Origin of the sequence: Companilactobacillus heilongjiangensis (genome assembly GCF_000831645.3) — a bacterium.
GTDB classification, from domain to species: Bacteria; Bacillota; Bacilli; order Lactobacillales; family Lactobacillaceae; genus Companilactobacillus; species Companilactobacillus heilongjiangensis.
In genome coordinates this window covers 2,502,811-2,520,701 of the sequence record NZ_CP012559.1, presented here as the reverse complement: position 1 = coordinate 2,520,701, position 17,891 = coordinate 2,502,811, and the positions used below count along the sequence as shown (strand labels likewise).

Here is a 17,891-nt window from a genome sequence, read left to right as displayed (position 1 = left end):
CTATATGAAGGATAAATATTATAATAGGGATTTAAGTTGGATATTATTTGATAATCGAGTCATTGATCAAGCCTATGATGAAAAAGTTCCGTACTTGGAAAAAATGCGTTTTTTGGCCATTGCCTCAAACAATTTGGACGAATTTTTCCGTGTCAGAATGCACAATATTCATACGATGGTTAAGCAAGACAAGTCAGAGAAGCGAACTGGTTTGTCCGGGGAAGAGATTCTCAGTTTAGCTTATGAATTTAATGCTCGTAATATTGAAAAACAATATACTGCCTACCATGCATTGATGAAAGAAGGCAAGGATAGTGGCCTCTTTAAGTTGATGAAGTATGCAGATTTGAAGGATTCAGAAAAGAAGTACATCAAGAAGTTTTATAATAAGAAGATTTTGCCTAGATTAGACATGCAGCGTTTCATGAAAGGGTTCAAATACCGTCGTAATTTGAATTTGTTGATGGAAACACCGAACTATATTTATACATGTCCAATTCCGGAAGATCTCGGCCGTTTGGTTGCAACTGGTGTCGACAACCATTACATCTTAATTGAAGATGTGATTCGCCACTGTTCCTCGGATATGATTAGAAAGTATAAGATTTCTAAATTCTATGTCTTCCGGGTTACCTATGACCAAAATAAGCCATATGACTTTTTGGATGAACATCTGTCTGATGAAGAATATCTAAATAAGATGATTAACTACGTCGATACTCGTGACCTTCGTAAGATTACCAGAGTAGAATTCTCCTGCAATGGTGATAAAAAGGGGCGAGAATACTTTGCTAAATTGCTCAATATCAGTAAGAAGAGTGTTTACAAAATTCCAGGACCAGTTGATCTCAAGTTCCTCGGTAATATTTTCAAACTTTATAAAGATCATCCAGATTTAGTCTTTCCACCATTTCAAGCATTACAGTGGAACAAAGCTAACAACATGTTGCAATACTTGGATAAATCGCCAATTTTGGTGCAATATCCATACGATTCATTCCATGTCTTTATCGATTATTTGGAAACTGCCGTCAACGATCCTAAGACAACCAAGATTTGTATCACAATTTATCGGACGGAAGATAATTCTGATTTATTGAGATTATTGAAAGAGGCTGCCGCAAAGGGGATTGATGTTACAGCTGTGGTTGAATTGCGAGCTCGTTTTGATGAAGTTCACAATATTGAAGTTGCGAAAGTTCTCAAAGAAGCAGGCGTGAGAGTTTTGTTCGGCGATAAGATTAATAAGGTTCACTCAAAAATCTGTTTAGTTTTACACGCTGACAATACTGGCTATGTTCAAATCGGAACAGGTAACTATAACGCTATAACGGCTAATGTCTTTTCTGATGTCAGTTACTTCACTAGCAAACAAGATTACATCGACGACGCCACTAAATTCTTCAATTATTTGATTACTGGCGAAAAGTTACCATATAAATATTTGACCGCCTCACCAAATGGAATCAACGATATGGTGATTGCCAATATTAAAAAAGCTGCTGAAGCTTACAAACGTGACGGTCAAGGTGAAGTCTTCATGAAAGTTAATGGTTTGACTGATGTCGACATTATCGATGCAATTTATGATGCGGCTAAAGAAGGTCTACCATTTAGACTGATTGTTAGAGGACCTTGTTCATTGAAGATTGGTGTTTGCGGACCTAAAGAAGATATTCGTATCAAGAGTATTGTTGGGGAATTGCTGGAACACAGTCGAATCTTCAAGTTCCAATATGGTAGCGACCATACTGATATTTGGATTTCATCAGCTGATATGATGACTAGAAATCTTGAACGTCGTGTGGAAATTGCTGTTCCTGTGATTGAAGAAAAACCTAAGCGTCAATTGTTAAAGATTATTAAGATGTTTTGGAAAGATACTGAAAACTCTTATCATCTCAATGATGAGGGTAATTATGTTAAAACCCATGTTCATCATGGTATTTCGGCTCAACAGACTTGGTTGGATCGTTTGCAATATCGTAAATATATCCATACAAAGTAAAAGTACGTAAAAAAATCCTTCAATTTTTTAAGATTGAAGGATTTTTTTTTTGCTTTTGATATTATTTTTAATTCTTGGTTATATAGGCAGTGGCTCTAAAACGAGTTCCACAAGCCAATTTCTTCCGCTTTTCATAAAACTGTAAATCACACGCAAAATCGGCGTGTAATTCACAGTTCTACGAAAATGCTCGGAAATTCCCGGGCTTGTTCCACTCTCTCACCAAAACGAGTTACGACAGGGCAACTCCTTCCGCTTTGCATACCTTCCCAAATCATCCGCAAAGTGCGCGGATAATTCGTGAAGCTACGCAAATGCTCGGGAGCTAACCGCCCTGTCTCCACTCTCTATTCAGCGAAATTCCCAGATTCTACATCTTTAATAAATGTCTCCAAGTGATCGAAGTAAACTGGTGCGTTATCGATCATGTGATGGTGTCCACCGTTTGGTGTTGTTACTAGACGTGCATGAGGAATTTCCTTTTGCATAATCTTGGCTGTTGGGATAGGCATTGTTTCGTGTTCACCGAAAGTTAATAGTGTTGGTACGGTAATTTCCTTAAGGTGTTTTCTGAAGTGCCAGTCTTTTAATTTACCTGTGATGACGAATTCGTTGTCACCTTGGAATGTGTTGTAAACGGCTGTACCGGTTGTATCAACTAAGTGTCTGATAGCAGTAGGTTGTTTACGGTCAACGTATTCAGCGTTCAAAATATCAACATAACTTTGGTATGTAGGGTCTGAAAGGTTGTTGTCAGCTTCGATTTTTTCCATGTACTTAACTTTGTCAGGGCCTAATGTGTCCATACGGCATTTGTTAATATTTACAACATAGTCATCGATTTCGTCGACCATACTTGAGATGATAGCACCCTTGAGGTGTTGTCCATATTTAGCAGCGTACATTTGAACCAAAGCGCCCCCCCATGATTGTCCAATGAGGTAGAAGTTTTCTAGTCCGAGTTTTTGTCTAACTTCTTCAACTTCTTCCAAGAAATAGTCGTAAGTTAAATATTTTTTAGCGATTTCGGGGTCGCTGTAATCTGGTTGGTCTGAGTACCATGAACCTAATTGGTCATAGAAAGTTACTTGAACGCCGAGATCAGCTAATTTGTCGCCAAAGTTTTCCCAATATTCATGGTTTCCGCCGGGTCCGCCATGTAAGCAAAGCAATTTGATGTCACCATGGCCTTGAGTGTGTGTCCATAAGTGGTATCCGTTATCTAAAGTAAGGATTGTTGTTCCTTGTTTCATAAAAAGTTCACCTTCCTGCAAATGATAATTATAAGTATATATCTAACTCTTAGTTTATTTCAAATAATCTATAATATTATTTTAATAATTCTAATGTAAAATTTATTTTGTGGGGCCGCCTTCGGGCGCGAGAAATGGAGTTACGCGGTGGGGACCGGTCCGAGCCAGAGTGCGGTCTCGAACCTCGACTTGAAGCCTTACCACAGTTCGGCAAGTCTCCAAGTTCGTCCCGTGGTGTAAGAGCTAAAGCTCTAACGCCACCTGCACTGCGTACTCCATTTCTCGCACCCGAAGGCTAATGGGTTGATGCGCTCTAGGTCTTTCTTTAAAATGCCTTATATTTTAAAATACGAAAAAAGAACCGTTCTTTTGAACGATTCTTCAATTTTTTAATTTATTTCTTCTACATCGAGATCATCAAGATCAACGCTTACTAGGTTAACGATTGCTTGAGGATTATCTTTTTTAACGTCTTTTAAATCGGATGGGGTAGGCATTTCTGAATCTGAATTTCCATAAAGTGATATGCCGAGTGCCCCAGGGGCTCTTTTGATTGCTTGATCTAGAGTGTCCCCGTACGTTAAAGCATCTGGAACATCGGGAAAATTAACACTGTAAACACAAGGTTCGTTTTGTGTATCATCAAAAATTGCTGGATATTCGACTATTTTTGTCATCATTTTCCTCCGAAATTTAGGATCACCAATATGGTACATGAAGTTATGGGTGTAGTGGAAATGATTTGATTATTTAATTATAAATACAAATTATAAATATATTTTGAGAAAGATGTCGTAATATTTAAGTGTATAGAATAATTATGATAAAATTGGTATATATGTCAAAAGGGGCGATATGATGAAGAAATTGCTAATTAGTCTATTGTCTGTGGGGATGCTCTTAGGAATATTTGGTGTAGTTGGAAATAACACTGGTACACCTAATGTAATAGAAGAAACAGTTCAAGCAGATTCGACCAGCAATAGTAAGATAATTAATTATGAAGTTTATAAAGAAAATTCAAATTCACTGTCACCAATGAATACGTTGTTTACCAAAAGCGCGACAGTTACTCCCAATGATGATGGGACTTATAAGGTAACTATTACCGGCAGAAATTCTAATCTCAGCGATTTGAACGTACCAACGATTGATGGTCAAACACCAAAAGTTGCGACAAGTGGCCATGATCGTAAGGATATTAGCTTTAATATTGCTAGTTTAGAGGACTTGGATAAAGATATTCCGGCAACAGTTCAGACAAAAGTTTTGAATTTAAATATTGATCAACAAGATGTTACTTTCAAATTTGATTCAAGTTCAATGTATACGCAAGGAGCCAACAGTTCTTTTGCGGACAGTTTGAATAGAATTACGCATGCAGAAAATAATATAACCAATAGTATCAATAACGCTAAAGGTCTCGTAAGTAGTCTAAAGTCTAACGATGACAACGATAATATTATCTCGACACCAACTGACAATCAGTCAACTGATACGCCAACAAATACTGATAATAACAACACTCCGGCAACAAAAGTTGATCCTAAAACAATTTTGAAAGAATTGACTTATAGTATTGCTAAAAATAATGGTGATGGATCTCTGATTTCACCCTACTTTACGAATACGGCTAAGTTGATGCAAAATCCAGATGGCAGCTATTACGTTGAAGCTACTATTAAATATCCAAAGAAATTTGGAACTAACGCCTTTGAAATCAACGCAATTAATGGTCAGAAGCCATTTAATATAAGTTTTCGTAGCGAAGGCGATAGCAATTACATAACATTCGACTTTCCAATCAAGAAAATAACCGACTTGAGCAATCTGATTCCCGGTGATATCACAATGAATATCCCTGATTTCGGTTTGAATAAAGATCTAGGATTCAAGTTGAATTTTGATAGTTTAAATCCAGCAGATTTATCAAATCTAATGAGTGGCACCGATACATCAGGCATGTCAGACTTAATTTCCAGCTTAGGCAGCATCAGCAATTTGGGCGATGTAAAAGCTACACCAACTACGAAATCAAATACAGCAGCTAAGCAGAGCACCAACACATTACCTCAAACAGGTAATGAAACAAACGACGCTTTAGCAGTAATAGGTGTTCTAATTTTGGTTTTAACATTGGTTTTATTAAAAGGTACATATTTAAAGAAGAATTAAATTTGTAAGAAGACATTATCCGTAATAAGGAGATGCCTTCTTTTTTATGTGCTAAGAGTTTGATTCAACAGGAATATTTATTCAATTATTCACGGAAAATATAAGATAAATTAGTCGGAAGAGATGAACATATTAACCAGCTGTGGGTGTGGCGTTATGGCTTTAGCCATTACACCACCGGGCGAGTTTTGAGATTCGCGTACTTTGCGAAGCTCAAAATCGAGGGACGAGACCGCACTGTGGCTCGGCCCGGTCCGCATAGCAGGTTAATATGTTCATCTCTGGAGACGGCCAACTGAGCTTTTACATTCCACCCCGTTTGTGTTAATAATATTCTAATAATAAAAATATCTACCATTTGGAGGGAACCATTATGGGGGCTATCAGCGAAAGAGATATTGTCACTCTTTGTGGTCAAGTGGGAACGATTCTACTAGAGAATGGTGCAGAAACGGCTCGGGTTGAAAATACAGTCGAATATGTAGGAAGAGCTGCAGATTTACCGGTTGTTTGTCACGCGACAATGACTGGTATTTTTGTTAGCTCAGAAAAAAGCGCTGCTACCAGAATTTTTAAAGTCCGTGTGGGCGATTTTAATTTGCAAAAAGTGGATGACATCAATACTTTATCAAGAGAATTTACCAGTCATAAAATTACTTATGAACAGTTACAAGACGGAGTTGCTCGAGTCGATAATGAGAAACGTGATTTTTCTTGGCTGACAAAATGTTTCGGTGCGGGATTAGTTTCCATGCCACCAATGTTGCTGTTTAAAGCCACTTGGGGCGATTTAGGAATAGCCTTTTTCGTGGGAATTATTGGTTATATTGCCTCACAATATGTCGCTCGCCATACGAAGATTCCCTATATACCAGTGGCCGTTGGCAGTCTAGCAATTAGTATGTTGGCACATGTCTTGGGGATTTACGGCATAGCTCACGATGCAAATTACATCATTATCAGTGCGTTGATGCCGCTAGTTCCGGGAGTTCCAATGACAAACTCTTTGCGAGAAATCATCGAACGAAATACTATTTCCGGATTAGTTAGAGCAACCGATGCCATCATGTCCGGAATCTCCATCGGAAGCGGCGTTATAATCGGACAAATCGTGATCAGAACAGTGATGGGAGGCTAATCATGTCAGAAATTATTTATGGATTCATTTTTGGTTTCCTATCAAGTGTCGGATTCGGAATTATCACTAATAACCCCAGAAGAACGTTGATTCCAGCAGGACTAGTCGGAGCAATCGCCTGGATCGTGTACATTGTGGTCGGCTGGTATAATCACGGATTGATCATGCCCAATTTAATGGGTGCAGTGGTAATTGGAATATTAGGAAATTTATGTGCAATCCTTGTAAAAGCTCCAGTCAATATTTTCTACGTACCTTGTTTAGTTTCGTTAGTTCCCGGAGCAATTCTTTACGATAGTATGCGTAATTTTACATTGGGTAATGACAGCCAAGCCGCATATGGATTTGTCAAAGCCTTAACAGTAGGGATGTCGTTGGCGATTGGGTTTATAATCGCCGAGGTAATAGCAAACAAGCTCTATCCGCCAGTAAAACGGTATTTAACTAAACGAGAAAACGGTAAGAAGTAATTATGCGAATATAAACTAAATAATCCCTTCATTATCAATAGGAAGAAATTTCAAAATTCTTCTTATTAATAATGAAGGGATTTTTACGTCCAATTAATTTGGGTTAAAGGTTATTCATTATTCTATCAAAAACGAAAAAACCTAGCCGGAGGTTGTCAGTAATATAGTCCAGCAGTGGAGGTGGTGTAATGGCTTCAGCCATTACACCACGGGACGAACTTGGAGACTTGCCGAACCATGGCAAGGCTTCAAGTCGAGGTTCGAGACCGTATTCTGGCTCGGACCGGTCCCCACAGCGGACTATATTACTGACAACCGGAGGCGGCAATATATAAACAAATTCCATTTCTTGAGCAAACTTGATTAGAATCAAGTTTTTAAACCAGCTTACCCGTTAGAATATGTCTTGTAAGTAAGAGAGAGGTAGAAAAGATGACAAAATTAAATATATGGATTACAAAACATCAAAATAAAATAACTGCTGCAATCGCAATCTTGATTGCATTAAGTTTACTTTCAGATTTCGTATTGAAAATGGGAACTGCCGCTACGGTCTTCATGATCGTTGCCAGTATCCTCGGAGCTATTCCGGTAGCCCTACATGCCTTTAGCGCATTGCAAAATAAAGTTATCAGTATTGAACTTTTGGTAACAATCGCTGTTATCGGGGCCTTTATCATTGGAGAATATGAGGAATCTGCTGTTGTTACTTTCCTATTTCTCTTTGGTAACTATTTGGAACAGAAGACTTTGGAAAAGACTCGTTCTTCAGTTAAGAGCTTGACAAAGATGGCTCCAACAACCGCCGAATTGGTTGACGAAGATGGTAAGACTGAAACTGTCGACGTTGACGATTTGGATGAAGGTGACCATGTTTTAGTTAAACCAGGTGGTCAAATTCCTGTCGATGGAAAAATTATTGACGGAACTGGATATATGAATGAAGCTTCAATCACTGGCGAATCAACTCCTGTTAAAAAGGGTATCGGTGACAAAGTTTTCGCTGGATCTTTAACAGATAACGGAACAATTACTGTTGAAACAACTTCTGTTGGTGAAGATACAACTTTTGGTAAGATTATCGAACTTGTTGAAGAAGCTCAAGATAGTCAATCACCAGCTGCACGTTTTATTGATAAATTTGCGACATATTACACACCTGCTGTTTTAATCATCGGAATTTTAGTTTGGGCAATCACTCGTGACTTCCCATTAGCTATCACCGTTCTAGTTCTGGGATGCCCTGGTGCTTTGGTTATCGGTGCTCCCGTTTCAAACGTTGCTGGAATTGGTAATGGTGCCAAAAATGGTATTTTGATGAAAGGTGGAAATGCCGTAAATAGTTTTTCACATGTGGATACTTTGGTGCTTGATAAAACTGGTACTTTAACTACTGGTAAGATGAGCGTTACAGATGTGGATAACTTTGGTGACAAGACTGAGAACCTTGCTTTACTAGCCGCTGTGGAAAAAACTTCAGATCACCCACTAGGCCAAGCAGTTGTTAAATACGCTGCTGATCAATCAATTACTGAAACACCAGAATTACCTGAATTAGATACTGTTAAAGGCCAAGGACTAGTTGGTCAAAAAGATGATTTCAAGATTTTAGTTGGTAATGAACGTTTGATGAAAGCCAACGATGTTAAAATTTCCGCTGAACAAAAAGAAGCTATCAATAGTCGTATGAATGATGGTGACTCAGTCGTTTTGATGGCTGTCGGTCAAGAATTAAAATTAGTTGTCGGTGTTAATGATCAACTCAGACCAGATGCCCGTGAAGGACTCCAAGCTTTGAAAGATGCTGGTTTGAAACGTATCGTGATGTTGACTGGTGATAATAAAGTGGCTGCACAACGTGTCGCTGACAGATTGCCAATTGATGAAGTTCACGCTGAATTACTTCCTGAAGATAAAGTAACCTTTGTTAAAAAGTTCCAAGAACAAGGCAGTACCGTAGCTTTCGTTGGTGATGGTATCAATGATAGTCCATCGCTTGCTACAGCTGATATCGGAATTGGAATGGGAACCGGAACTGATGTTGCAATTGAAACAGCTGATATTATCCTGGTTAAATCAAGTTTCGATGCTTTAGCACACGCTTATGTTTTGGCTAAGAAGACCGTTGCTAACACGAAAGAAAATATCTTTATCGCCGTTGGTACCGTTGCTTTACTACTATTAGGCTTGATCGTTGGTGTTATCCATATGGGTAGCGGAATGTTTGTCCACGAAATCAGTATTTTAGTCGTAATCTTTAACGCAATGAGATTAATTAAAAATAAACCTGTAAAACTTGATTCAAATCAAGTTCTCAAGACAGCAAACTAGTTAAGATAGTATTTGTAAGTTAGTTGAGCAAGTGATTTTCGGATTACTTGCGAGCTGTAAGTGCTTCATTTTTGGAACATTTACAGCTCGTGGGTAATTGAAATTTCACCGCGAAGAATTAAGAAATATGGAGGAATCAATTATGGCAAAAGCAATTTTACAATTAGGTGAATTAACATGCCCATCATGTATGACAAAAATTCAAAAGGCCGTTGAAAATCAAAATGGCGTTTCAAACGTCAAGGTTCTCTTCAATGCCGGTAAAGTTAGAGCAGATTTTGATGAAAATAAGAATTCAGCCGATAATTTGGCTCAAGTAATCACAGATTTAGGATATGAAGTATTAAAAGTAAAAGTTAAGGAGCTTGCATAATGACTGAATTAACAATTGATGAAAAATTTGAGGCTGAACAAAAACAAGCTGATGCAGATCACCACAAACCTACTGCTGGAGCAATGACTGGACATATTGTTTCCAATCATTTCCTATTAAATATTAAATTGCACCAAATAAAATGGTTTATTAAAGGCGCTAACGCCGAGAATTACAAAGCAGTTTTGAATCAAACAATTGACGAGAATAACGCTTGGTATGATAAGATAGCCGATGAATTATTAGATGAGGGTGAACTTCCTCCTTCAACTATGAAAGAATATTCCGACTACGCAATGATTGACGAAGATGGTAAGAACAAATACTTGAGCGCCGAAGAAATGATTCAAACAGTTGTAAATGATTTCAGTACTGACAATATGTTTGTTACACGTGCTATCAAGTTGGCTGAAAATGAAGATCGTCCATTCATGGCACAAGTTTTAGTACAATTACTAGGATTCAATAATCATCAAATCAGAATCTATCAAGCTTTGTTAGGCAAGAGTGCCCGTGAAGGCTTTGAAGAGGAAGATGACGAAGATTTCGATTAAGGAGCGATAATTAATGGCAAAATTGGCGCATGACCACACCGCAGAGGATTGTGTTGAATTAGTTTCAATCTTTCAAAATTTATCAAAATCCGATAAAGAAACTATTGCAACGTTGGTGACTCACCATCACTACAAGAGCGGCGAATATCTATTTTCCGCAGGCGATGAAGCTGATGCACTAATCATTGTGGCCCACGGTCAGGCAAAAGTTTTCCAAATGTCTGCCAATGGCAAAGAGCAGATGCTCCGGATTTTACAGACAGGTGACTTCGATGGCGAAGCAGCCTTGTTTACAAATTCCGATCACAACAGTTTTGCCCAAGCTTTAATGGACACTGCCGTCTGCCAGATTAAACGTAGCGATTTCCAAAAGTTGATGCAACAAACACCAGAATTAGCAGTCAATATGGTCAATGCGTTAGGACGTCGAGTAGGACAGTTGGAGCAACAGACAACCGAAGTCACGACAGCCAGCGTTGAAAGCCGATTAGCTAATTATCTTTTGGAAACAAGCGCAGGCTTAGACGATGCAGTATTCACCCTTCCACTTAAAAAGAAAGATATCGCAACATATTTAGGCACGACCCCTGAAACAATCAGTCGGAAATTAACATCCTTGGCAAAACAAGGAATGATTGAAAAAATCACGAATAATAAATTCAAAATCTTAGACGAAGATCGGTTGATGATGATTGATTAGAGAGAGGGCGAAACAAGGGCGTTCAGCTCCCGAGCATTTTCGTAACAATATGGATTACACGCATGAACTTAGCGTGTGATTCATATTGTTATGAAAAGCGGAAGGAGTTGCCCTTGTGTAGCCCGTTTAAGAGCCACTGCCTATATAAAAAATAACAACCAATAGCCCAGTAATCCAGTACTTCAGATTACTAGGGCTATTTATTTAGCCACGAAAAGCGGAAGGAGTTGCCCTGTCGGAACTCGTTTAAGAGCCACTGCCTATATAAAAAAGAGCACCCAATAGCCCCAGTAATCCAGTACCTCAGATTACTAGGGCTATTTATTTAGTCATTGAAATTGCATCTGCCCTCATTTTAAATCCACCGTCATATGAAAAAAACACCCAACAGTCCCAGTAATCCAGCATTTCAGGATACGAGGACTATTTATTTAGAAATCAAATTGAATGATTTGATTATTTCTAAACCATTTGTTTTTTAATACAAATATTTGTTATTTCCTATATAAATATCTTAATAATAACCTCGTTACCAGTTATAATCGGTATAGATGAATTTTAGTAAATTCAAAGGGGGATATGATGCGTAAGATAATTTTTGCCTTGTTCGTTGCTTTAGGAATTGTTGGTACGGGGATGACTACAGTTGTTAAGGCCGCTGATACGAATAAATTTGGCATCACAATCGATGGTAATTTTGACGACTGGAAAGATAAACCAAAGGTTGATTTTAAAAATCCTTGGGATACTGATCCAGTAAAGGAAGCTTCACTTTTAACAGATGGCGACAATATTTACTACTATGTAACGATGTCTAAGACTGGGAAAGCTAATTATCCAATGCAAGTCAACGATTACGAGTTAACTGTTGGCGGAAAAACGCACGTTATCTATATCAAAAATGCCGGTAATTTACCGGAGAATGCTAATCGAAAAGTAATGTTGCAGGATACGACTAAGGGTGATTACAATATGATTCATTCTCCAGCAATCGTCCATACATTTGCCAAAGACGGTAATCTGTACGCTTCAATGGAGTGCAAGATTCCAGCGGCTGACCTACATGCGACATCAATAGATTTACACGATATTTCGATGAAGAATCCACTCTTAGGGAATAAAGTTGTTGAAGCTAAAGGAGCCAGCACCGGACCAATTATGTTAGCAAGTATCGGTTTGGGGATTGCATTGCTCAGTTTCTTTACCGTTCCTAAGCTGAAAAAGATGACAAATAAATAAAAAATAATTATAATTTATTGTTATTTTTGGACATTGTTAATATTATGTCTTATTTATTTTAATAAGAAATGAATATACATTAAACATTAATAATATGATGATATAATAATCCTCGAAGAGAGGGGATTGCATGAAAAAAATAATATTAGCAATGTTAATTCTTTTAGGATTAGCATCTTTTAGCATCACTACAAACGTGCAAGCTGCTGTTGACAGTAATTCAATGGGGAGTCCCAATATTACTATTGATGGTAATTTTGATGATTGGAAAGACAAACCGATTACCGATATTAAAGAACCCTGGGATAATTACAATATTAAACATGAATCTTTATTAGCAGATCAAGATAACATTTATTTCTTCTTGGATATGTCACCAGAACATGGATATGGTTATGCAACTATTCAACCATCTGGATATGAATTAACAGTTGGAGACAAAAAGTTCAGTCTCAGTATTTTGAATAATCCATATGATTTGGAAGTAAATAAGCCTAAGAAAGTTGGCCTGTATATTTATGAGCATGACAATATTGGCAATGTTAACAAAGAGGCAACCAAGGCCGAAGCATATGCGGTAAAAGTGCCAATTAACGTTGATAAAGGCGTTGGACAAGGCTATACAGGGAAACTTGAATTCAAGTTACCTCTATCAGAACTTGGCATCACAGGTACTACTGCACAAGAAATAACCATGAAGAACACCAACTTGGGTACTCAAACTCTCCACGTAAAAGGTGGAAGTACCGGCCCTATAGTATTGGCAGTCAGTGGTTTTGCAATTGCACTATTAGCAGTTATTAAGATGCCTAAGATAAACGAATTAAGGAAGTCGCTTCATGAATAGTATTTTACTATTCGGCATTATCATTTGGATATATATGCTGTCAGTTCTAAAAAGAGCAAAACTGACGGCATTTTCTTTTATCATCGGTAGTGTCGGATTCTTTTTCATTTTGATGGCTATGAGTACGCCGTACTGGATTTGGTTCTTTACACATGCAGTTATCAACGGTGTTGCATGGTTAGGAGATCTGACGAGAATGAGTCAGACCTATCCTAAATACGGTTTGGTTTACATTGTCAATAACCTTTCGCCAGTGACGATGCAAATTGATTATGAGTGCTCAGGTATCATTGAAACCATGGCTTATATCAGTTTGTTGGCTTTTTATCCAACATATTCACGCAAGGAAAAAGTTTTCTACTTGCTGCTGGGGATGCTTTGGATTTATTTGTCAAACGTTCTCAGATTGTTATTGGTCATTATTATGGTTCACTTTGGTGGAGCTGGGCTCTTCTATATAGCACACTCCATTCTCGGAAGAATCGTATTTTATTTATTAGTCATTACGCTTTATTACAACGTCTTCACTTATTCTCGACTATCTCAAGGTATATACAAAATTTTTAAGGAAAGAATAAAGCGAGCATGAGATATTTTTGGTATCTAACAGTTAGGCAGATGGGATTTTGGTTAACATGGGTCTTAATTCCAATTGTTGTTGAGATCGTTCCTGCGTTTATCTCAGCAATTCTTTTGCTGGTTAGAAATAGGAATCGAACCAAAGAACCAATGCCTATGAAATTACCATTTATTACGGTCATCGTGCCAGTTTATAACTCTGAAGCAACACTTTATAATTGTGTGAAATCGATTAAAGATTCAACGTATCCTAGTAAATTAATTCAGGTCATATTAGCTGATAATCAAAGTACTGATAATAGCTTTGGTGAATTTGCTCGAGCTCAAACGGATTTCGGCTTGAACATGCAGCTGATTAAGACTAAAAAGGGTAAAGCCAATGCTTTAAATGCTTCAATTTATCAATCCATCGGGACGTACATTATCAATATCGATAGTGATGGAACTTTGGAAAAGAACGCTTTGATGAATGTTGTTTTGAAATTTGAAAATCATTTGGACATTTCAGCTTTAACCGGAACCATTTTGCCTAGAAAAGATATGATCAAGCGGACAAAGAATTTTCCTTTACGATTATTACGTAAAAATGAGTACTTTGAATACGCTCAGGCCTTTCTTTCTGGGCGAGTAATTGAATCATACAGTGATCAGTTGTTTACGATGTCAGGGGCTTTCTCAGCTTTTCGTAAGTCAACGATTATGAAGACATTTATGTACGACACCAAAACTTTAGGTGAAGATACAGAAATGACTTTCCAAATCAGAGATCGTCTGAAGAAGAAAGTTTTGATCTGTACAGATGCGATTTTTTACATCGATCCTATCAGCGGATTAGATGAATTGTATCGGCAACGTCAACGCTGGCAACGTGGTGAATTGGAAGTTGCTAAATCATATATGAGAAATAATGCCAGTCTCAAGAACTTCTTTACTAATTTCTTGGTACGGCGGATGATTATTGACCATACGTTTATTTTTCCAAAGATGATTTGGCTGTTTGCCAGTTTTGTTTTACTATTTTTGCGCTATTCACCAGTTATTTTGGGTTTTTCATACGTAGTTATTTACTTCCTGTATGTGCTGGTCTCAACGTTAAATTACTTCTGTGTCAGGTTACTATTGGGGAAATTCCAAAATGAGGAACGCTTTTATGAAAAGTTGTTATGGGTAACGCTGACTTTGCCAATGTATAACTTTATTTGTTCGTGGTTCAGATTAATTGGAACGCTGAATGTTTCAGAGAAAAATCATAATTGGAATTCATTGAGTTTTAAGGATGAATCTAAGAATGCTTATAAAATTGTTAGACGGGATGTCCGTAATTTAGAGAGGAATCGATATTGAATATAGATGGTTATGAAACTTATAGTACTTATAAATTAACATCGTATATAAACGCCAGTCATGCTGTCCGTTGGGAAGGTGGCATGGGCAAGGAACATATGCATACGTGGGCGGTTATTTGCGAAATTCATGTTAATAATAATCAAATGGTTCCGTTCAACCAGATTGAAAATGAATTGAAGGAAGTTTCTTCACGAGTTTCCGGTAAATTTTTAAATGAAGTGCCACCTTTTGATCATGTAAATCCAACGTTGGAAAATCTAACGACATATTTCTTCCAAGTTATTACCGAACTATTGCGTAGAAATAATGCAGTTTTGACACGTTTGGAAATCGGTGAATCGCCAACTAGATTTTATTGCATAACTTTGAAGTAATAGGTGGGGAAAATGAAAGAAAAGTTTTTTAAATTCGGAAGTAAATTAGTTAAATATCTTTTTTACTTCTTCCTTTTACTGACATTTTATTTTGCCATCACATCGCCAAATTTAATTTTGGGTGATAACAGTGTAACCGGAGCAGGGACAACACTTTATACGACATTTTTCATTATTATCAGTTTGGCTTTGATAATTACATTTTTTACGTATGAATCTTGGTCGGATTTTTTGAAATTTCTGTTTATTGATCGAAAGTGGATTACTGCCGGTGTCATGATGGGATTAGCTATTATCGTTCAAATTATCTTTGTCTGGAACGTTCATCCGGCAATCGGATTTGACCCCGGAGCCTTGCACCAGGCGTTATACAATACAACAGATCCCGAGACGAAAGCTTATTTCTCACTGTATCCCAATAATATTGCGACAATGCTTGTGATGCATCAGATTGCGGTTTTCTTTCATAGCCGGTCATGGTTATTGTTCGACGTTATAACGACGTTATTAGTTGATATATCGGCGCTACTTAATATTTTGGGTGTAGCGGTGATTGATCGTAAAAAAGTTCCATTGGCAATGTATATTCATGCATTGTGGTTGATGGTTTTTCCGATGATTATCGTTCCATATACTGATGCGTGGGTTCTACCATTAGTATCGCTGTACATCTTATTGTATATTTTGATGCGTTATGGAAAGTTTCCTTGGGGTTGGAAGATTCCATTGGCCGTTCTGTTTGGAATGACCGTCATTTTTTCATATCTCATCAAACCTTCAGCAATTGTTGCTGTGATTGCGATATCCTTGATTGAATTCTTGTATATTTTTAAAGGTAAATTTTCTAAGACTAAAGTGCTTAATGAATTTATCTTTGCGCTGGTTGTTGTGATTGGGATGGTACCAACGTATTCCATCAGTAATTATGCGATTGATCATCAAAAGTATATGGAAATCAATACATCGCGGGCAATCGTTCCCATTCACTTTATGAGTATGGGTGTTTCAGGTGAAGGTGGTTATAACGCTCACGATGCTTTGATGATGGCTAGAATGCCCAATAAGCAGGCGCAAGTTGACTACTCTAAAAAGATGCTGAAGAAACGTTTGAAGAAAATGGGATTCTTCGGATATATCAAGTTTTTGTTCAGAAAGCATTCTAATAACACGGCTGACGGAACATTTGCTTGGATTAAAGAAGGACATTTCATTATCGGAAATACCAACCCATCGCATAAAGGCTTTGGTGGTAAAATCCGAAACTTTGTTTATTTATACGGAACTAATTTAGGGGACTTTCGTTATGTGGCCCAAGTTTGGTGGGTCTTCTTGTTGGCAGCGATTTTCTTCAACTGGAGTGATGGCCGTAAGTTCGTTCAATTGTTGAGGTTAACGGTTATCGGTGGTTTCATGTTCTTACTATTGTTTGAAGGTGGCCGTAGTCGTTACTTGATTCAATATTTGCCAGCATTTTTGATTTTAGCGACGCTGTCGTTGAATAATTCATGGGATCGACTCAAGAGACTTTTGAGCTGGGTAAAACCAGATAAAAAATAATAAATATGAACTTAAATAACGCTGATTATAATTAATTGGCGTTATTTTTATGTATACGTGTTATCCGAATGATTTTGCTATATTTCATTGATATGTTCGGTAATTGATGATATTTTTATTACACTAAATGGTGTATAGGGAGATTAAAATATGTTTACTCCAGAAGAGATTCTGCAAAAGAGTATTGGTGCCGGAGTTAATAAACTGAAAAAGACACTTGTTGCTAAAATGATTTTGGGATTCATCGGTGGGGCGATGATTTCGATCGGATTCTTGGCTTACGTCCGCGTGACAGCTTCGATTCCTAGCAATTTAGCGAGTGTGAAAGCCTTGGTCGGAGGGACTGTTTTCCCAATCGGGCTGATTGTTATCCTATTGGCTGGTGGTGAATTGGCAACGGGAAATATGATGGCAGTTGGGACGTCACTTTTTTCCAAGAAAAATAATTGGTTCGACTATTTTAAGAACTTAGCAATCATTACATTGTTCAATTTTATCGGTGCCGTTTTTGTGGCATATTTCTTCGGACATGTGGCTGGATTAACACACGCTGAACCTTTCAGACAAGCAGTGATTGGAATTGCGGCAGGTAAAACCGGAGCTGGTTTCTGGTCAGCTTTCGTTTCCGGAATTGGTTGTAACTGGTTAGTTGGATTAGCCGTTTGGTTGTCATTTGGTGCTAAAGATGCAGCAGGGAAAATTCTTGGTATTTGGTTCCCAATCATGATCTTCGTGGCGGTTGGATTCCAACATAGTATCGCTAACTGTTTCATCATTCCAGCAGCTATTTTTGAAGGTGGCAGCACATGGTGGTTGTTCATTCAAAACTTTGTACCAGTATTCTTGGGTAATATTGTCGGTGGATTGGTATTTGTGGCCGGATTCTATTACTTGAGTTACAAAACAAAAAATGCAGACTAGATAACACTAAAAAAGGTTCCATCAT

Annotated in this window: 17 protein-coding genes; 15 read left to right on the top strand and 2 right to left on the bottom strand. The window is 37.7% G+C overall.

Annotated features, from left to right (window positions below; all coding sequences use genetic code 11):
• Positions 1-4: 4 nt before the first annotated feature.
• Positions 5-2,008, top strand: a complete 2,004-nt coding sequence (ppk1, locus tag JP39_RS11225; protein ID WP_041500012.1) for a polyphosphate kinase 1 — start codon at positions 5-7, stop codon at positions 2,006-2,008.
• 347 nt (positions 2,009-2,355) lie between these two features.
• Here the strand turns inward: ppk1 and JP39_RS11220 are convergent, their stop codons facing one another.
• Both JP39_RS11220 and JP39_RS11215 read right to left on the bottom strand, forming a co-directional pair.
• Entirely contained in the window at positions 2,356-3,261 is a 906-nt protein-coding gene (locus JP39_RS11220; RefSeq protein WP_041500014.1) for a proline-specific peptidase family protein, read from the bottom strand.
• A 389-nt stretch (positions 3,262-3,650) separates the two neighbouring features.
• Positions 3,651-3,941, bottom strand: a complete 291-nt coding sequence (locus JP39_RS11215; protein WP_169751888.1) for a type II toxin-antitoxin system HicB family antitoxin — start codon at positions 3,939-3,941, stop codon at positions 3,651-3,653.
• 175 nt (positions 3,942-4,116) lie between these two features.
• Between JP39_RS11215 and JP39_RS11210 the strand changes: the two genes are divergently transcribed.
• The 14 genes from JP39_RS11210 (at position 4,117) to JP39_RS11140 (ending at position 17,866) form a co-directional block, all read left to right on the top strand.
• Complete coding sequence (locus JP39_RS11210; protein WP_082330700.1) at positions 4,117-5,436, top strand: NEAT domain-containing protein; 1,320 nt, start codon at positions 4,117-4,119, stop codon at positions 5,434-5,436.
• Positions 5,437-5,809: 373 nt separating this feature from the next.
• On the top strand, positions 5,810-6,574 hold the full coding sequence (locus JP39_RS11205; protein WP_041500106.1) for a threonine/serine exporter family protein: 765 nt from the start codon (positions 5,810-5,812) through the stop codon (positions 6,572-6,574).
• A 2-nt stretch (positions 6,575-6,576) separates the two neighbouring features.
• Positions 6,577-7,044 carry a threonine/serine exporter family protein gene (locus JP39_RS11200; protein WP_041500107.1) on the top strand — a complete coding sequence of 156 codons (468 nt, stop codon included), beginning with the start codon at positions 6,577-6,579 and terminating at the stop codon, positions 7,042-7,044.
• Positions 7,045-7,476: 432 nt separating this feature from the next.
• Positions 7,477-9,375 carry a heavy metal translocating P-type ATPase gene (locus JP39_RS11190; RefSeq protein WP_041500109.1) on the top strand — a complete coding sequence of 633 codons (1,899 nt, stop codon included), beginning with the start codon at positions 7,477-7,479 and terminating at the stop codon, positions 9,373-9,375.
• A gap of 142 nt (positions 9,376-9,517) precedes the next feature.
• The gene (locus JP39_RS11185) at positions 9,518-9,748 is read left to right on the top strand and encodes a heavy-metal-associated domain-containing protein (protein ID WP_041500111.1); all 231 of its coding nucleotides are present in this window, start codon (positions 9,518-9,520) and stop codon (positions 9,746-9,748) included.
• On the top strand, positions 9,748-10,302 hold the full coding sequence (locus tag JP39_RS11180; RefSeq protein WP_041500113.1) for a ferritin-like domain-containing protein: 555 nt from the start codon (positions 9,748-9,750) through the stop codon (positions 10,300-10,302). Before JP39_RS11185 ends, JP39_RS11180 begins: the two co-directional genes overlap by 1 nt.
• Before the next feature lie 13 nt (positions 10,303-10,315).
• Positions 10,316-11,002, top strand: coding sequence for a Crp/Fnr family transcriptional regulator (locus JP39_RS11175; protein ID WP_041500114.1), 687 nt, complete (start codon positions 10,316-10,318; stop codon positions 11,000-11,002).
• A gap of 579 nt (positions 11,003-11,581) precedes the next feature.
• Positions 11,582-12,241 carry a Firmicu-CTERM sorting domain-containing protein gene (locus tag JP39_RS11170; RefSeq protein ID WP_082330699.1) on the top strand — a complete coding sequence of 220 codons (660 nt, stop codon included), beginning with the start codon at positions 11,582-11,584 and terminating at the stop codon, positions 12,239-12,241.
• A gap of 130 nt (positions 12,242-12,371) precedes the next feature.
• A complete protein-coding gene (locus tag JP39_RS11165) occupies positions 12,372-13,088 on the top strand; it encodes a Firmicu-CTERM sorting domain-containing protein (RefSeq protein ID WP_048699140.1) in 717 nt (238 codons plus the stop codon).
• Positions 13,081-13,677, top strand: a complete 597-nt coding sequence (gene xrtG, locus JP39_RS11160; RefSeq protein ID WP_041500116.1) for an exosortase family protein XrtG — start codon at positions 13,081-13,083, stop codon at positions 13,675-13,677. Before JP39_RS11165 ends, xrtG begins: the two co-directional genes overlap by 8 nt.
• A complete protein-coding gene (locus tag JP39_RS11155) occupies positions 13,674-15,011 on the top strand; it encodes a TIGR03111 family XrtG-associated glycosyltransferase (protein ID WP_041500117.1) in 1,338 nt (445 codons plus the stop codon). The genes xrtG and JP39_RS11155 overlap by 4 nt, the downstream gene beginning before the upstream one ends.
• A complete protein-coding gene (locus JP39_RS11150) occupies positions 15,008-15,388 on the top strand; it encodes a 6-carboxytetrahydropterin synthase (protein WP_041500118.1) in 381 nt (126 codons plus the stop codon). The genes JP39_RS11155 and JP39_RS11150 overlap by 4 nt, the downstream gene beginning before the upstream one ends.
• Positions 15,389-15,400: 12 nt before the next feature.
• A complete protein-coding gene (locus JP39_RS11145; protein WP_041500120.1) occupies positions 15,401-16,945 on the top strand; it encodes a TIGR03766 family XrtG-associated glycosyltransferase in 1,545 nt (514 codons plus the stop codon).
• A 150-nt stretch (positions 16,946-17,095) separates the two neighbouring features.
• A complete protein-coding gene (locus tag JP39_RS11140; RefSeq protein ID WP_041500121.1) occupies positions 17,096-17,866 on the top strand; it encodes a formate/nitrite transporter family protein in 771 nt (256 codons plus the stop codon).
• Positions 17,867-17,891 lie beyond the last annotated feature (25 nt).

Bases quoted from the DNA above. Each gene is read 5' to 3' on its own strand.
- ppk1 (WP_041500012.1), top strand. From the start codon at position 5: ATGAAGGATAAATATTATAATAGGGATTTAAGTTGGATATTATTTGAT.
- JP39_RS11220 (WP_041500014.1), bottom strand. From the start codon at position 3,261: ATGAAACAAGGAACAACAATCCTTACTTTAGATAACGGATACCACTTA.
- JP39_RS11215 (WP_169751888.1), bottom strand. From the start codon at position 3,941: ATGATGACAAAAATAGTCGAATATCCAGCAATTTTTGATGATACACAA.
- JP39_RS11210 (WP_082330700.1), top strand. From the start codon at position 4,117: ATGATGAAGAAATTGCTAATTAGTCTATTGTCTGTGGGGATGCTCTTA.
- JP39_RS11205 (WP_041500106.1), top strand. From the start codon at position 5,810: ATGGGGGCTATCAGCGAAAGAGATATTGTCACTCTTTGTGGTCAAGTG.
- JP39_RS11200 (WP_041500107.1), top strand. From the start codon at position 6,577: ATGTCAGAAATTATTTATGGATTCATTTTTGGTTTCCTATCAAGTGTC.
- JP39_RS11190 (WP_041500109.1), top strand. From the start codon at position 7,477: ATGACAAAATTAAATATATGGATTACAAAACATCAAAATAAAATAACT.
- JP39_RS11185 (WP_041500111.1), top strand. From the start codon at position 9,518: ATGGCAAAAGCAATTTTACAATTAGGTGAATTAACATGCCCATCATGT.
- JP39_RS11180 (WP_041500113.1), top strand. From the start codon at position 9,748: ATGACTGAATTAACAATTGATGAAAAATTTGAGGCTGAACAAAAACAA.
- JP39_RS11175 (WP_041500114.1), top strand. From the start codon at position 10,316: ATGGCAAAATTGGCGCATGACCACACCGCAGAGGATTGTGTTGAATTA.
- JP39_RS11170 (WP_082330699.1), top strand. From the start codon at position 11,582: ATGATGCGTAAGATAATTTTTGCCTTGTTCGTTGCTTTAGGAATTGTT.
- JP39_RS11165 (WP_048699140.1), top strand. From the start codon at position 12,372: ATGAAAAAAATAATATTAGCAATGTTAATTCTTTTAGGATTAGCATCT.
- xrtG (WP_041500116.1), top strand. From the start codon at position 13,081: ATGAATAGTATTTTACTATTCGGCATTATCATTTGGATATATATGCTG.
- JP39_RS11155 (WP_041500117.1), top strand. From the start codon at position 13,674: ATGAGATATTTTTGGTATCTAACAGTTAGGCAGATGGGATTTTGGTTA.
- JP39_RS11145 (WP_041500120.1), top strand. From the start codon at position 15,401: ATGAAAGAAAAGTTTTTTAAATTCGGAAGTAAATTAGTTAAATATCTT.
- JP39_RS11140 (WP_041500121.1), top strand. From the start codon at position 17,096: ATGTTTACTCCAGAAGAGATTCTGCAAAAGAGTATTGGTGCCGGAGTT.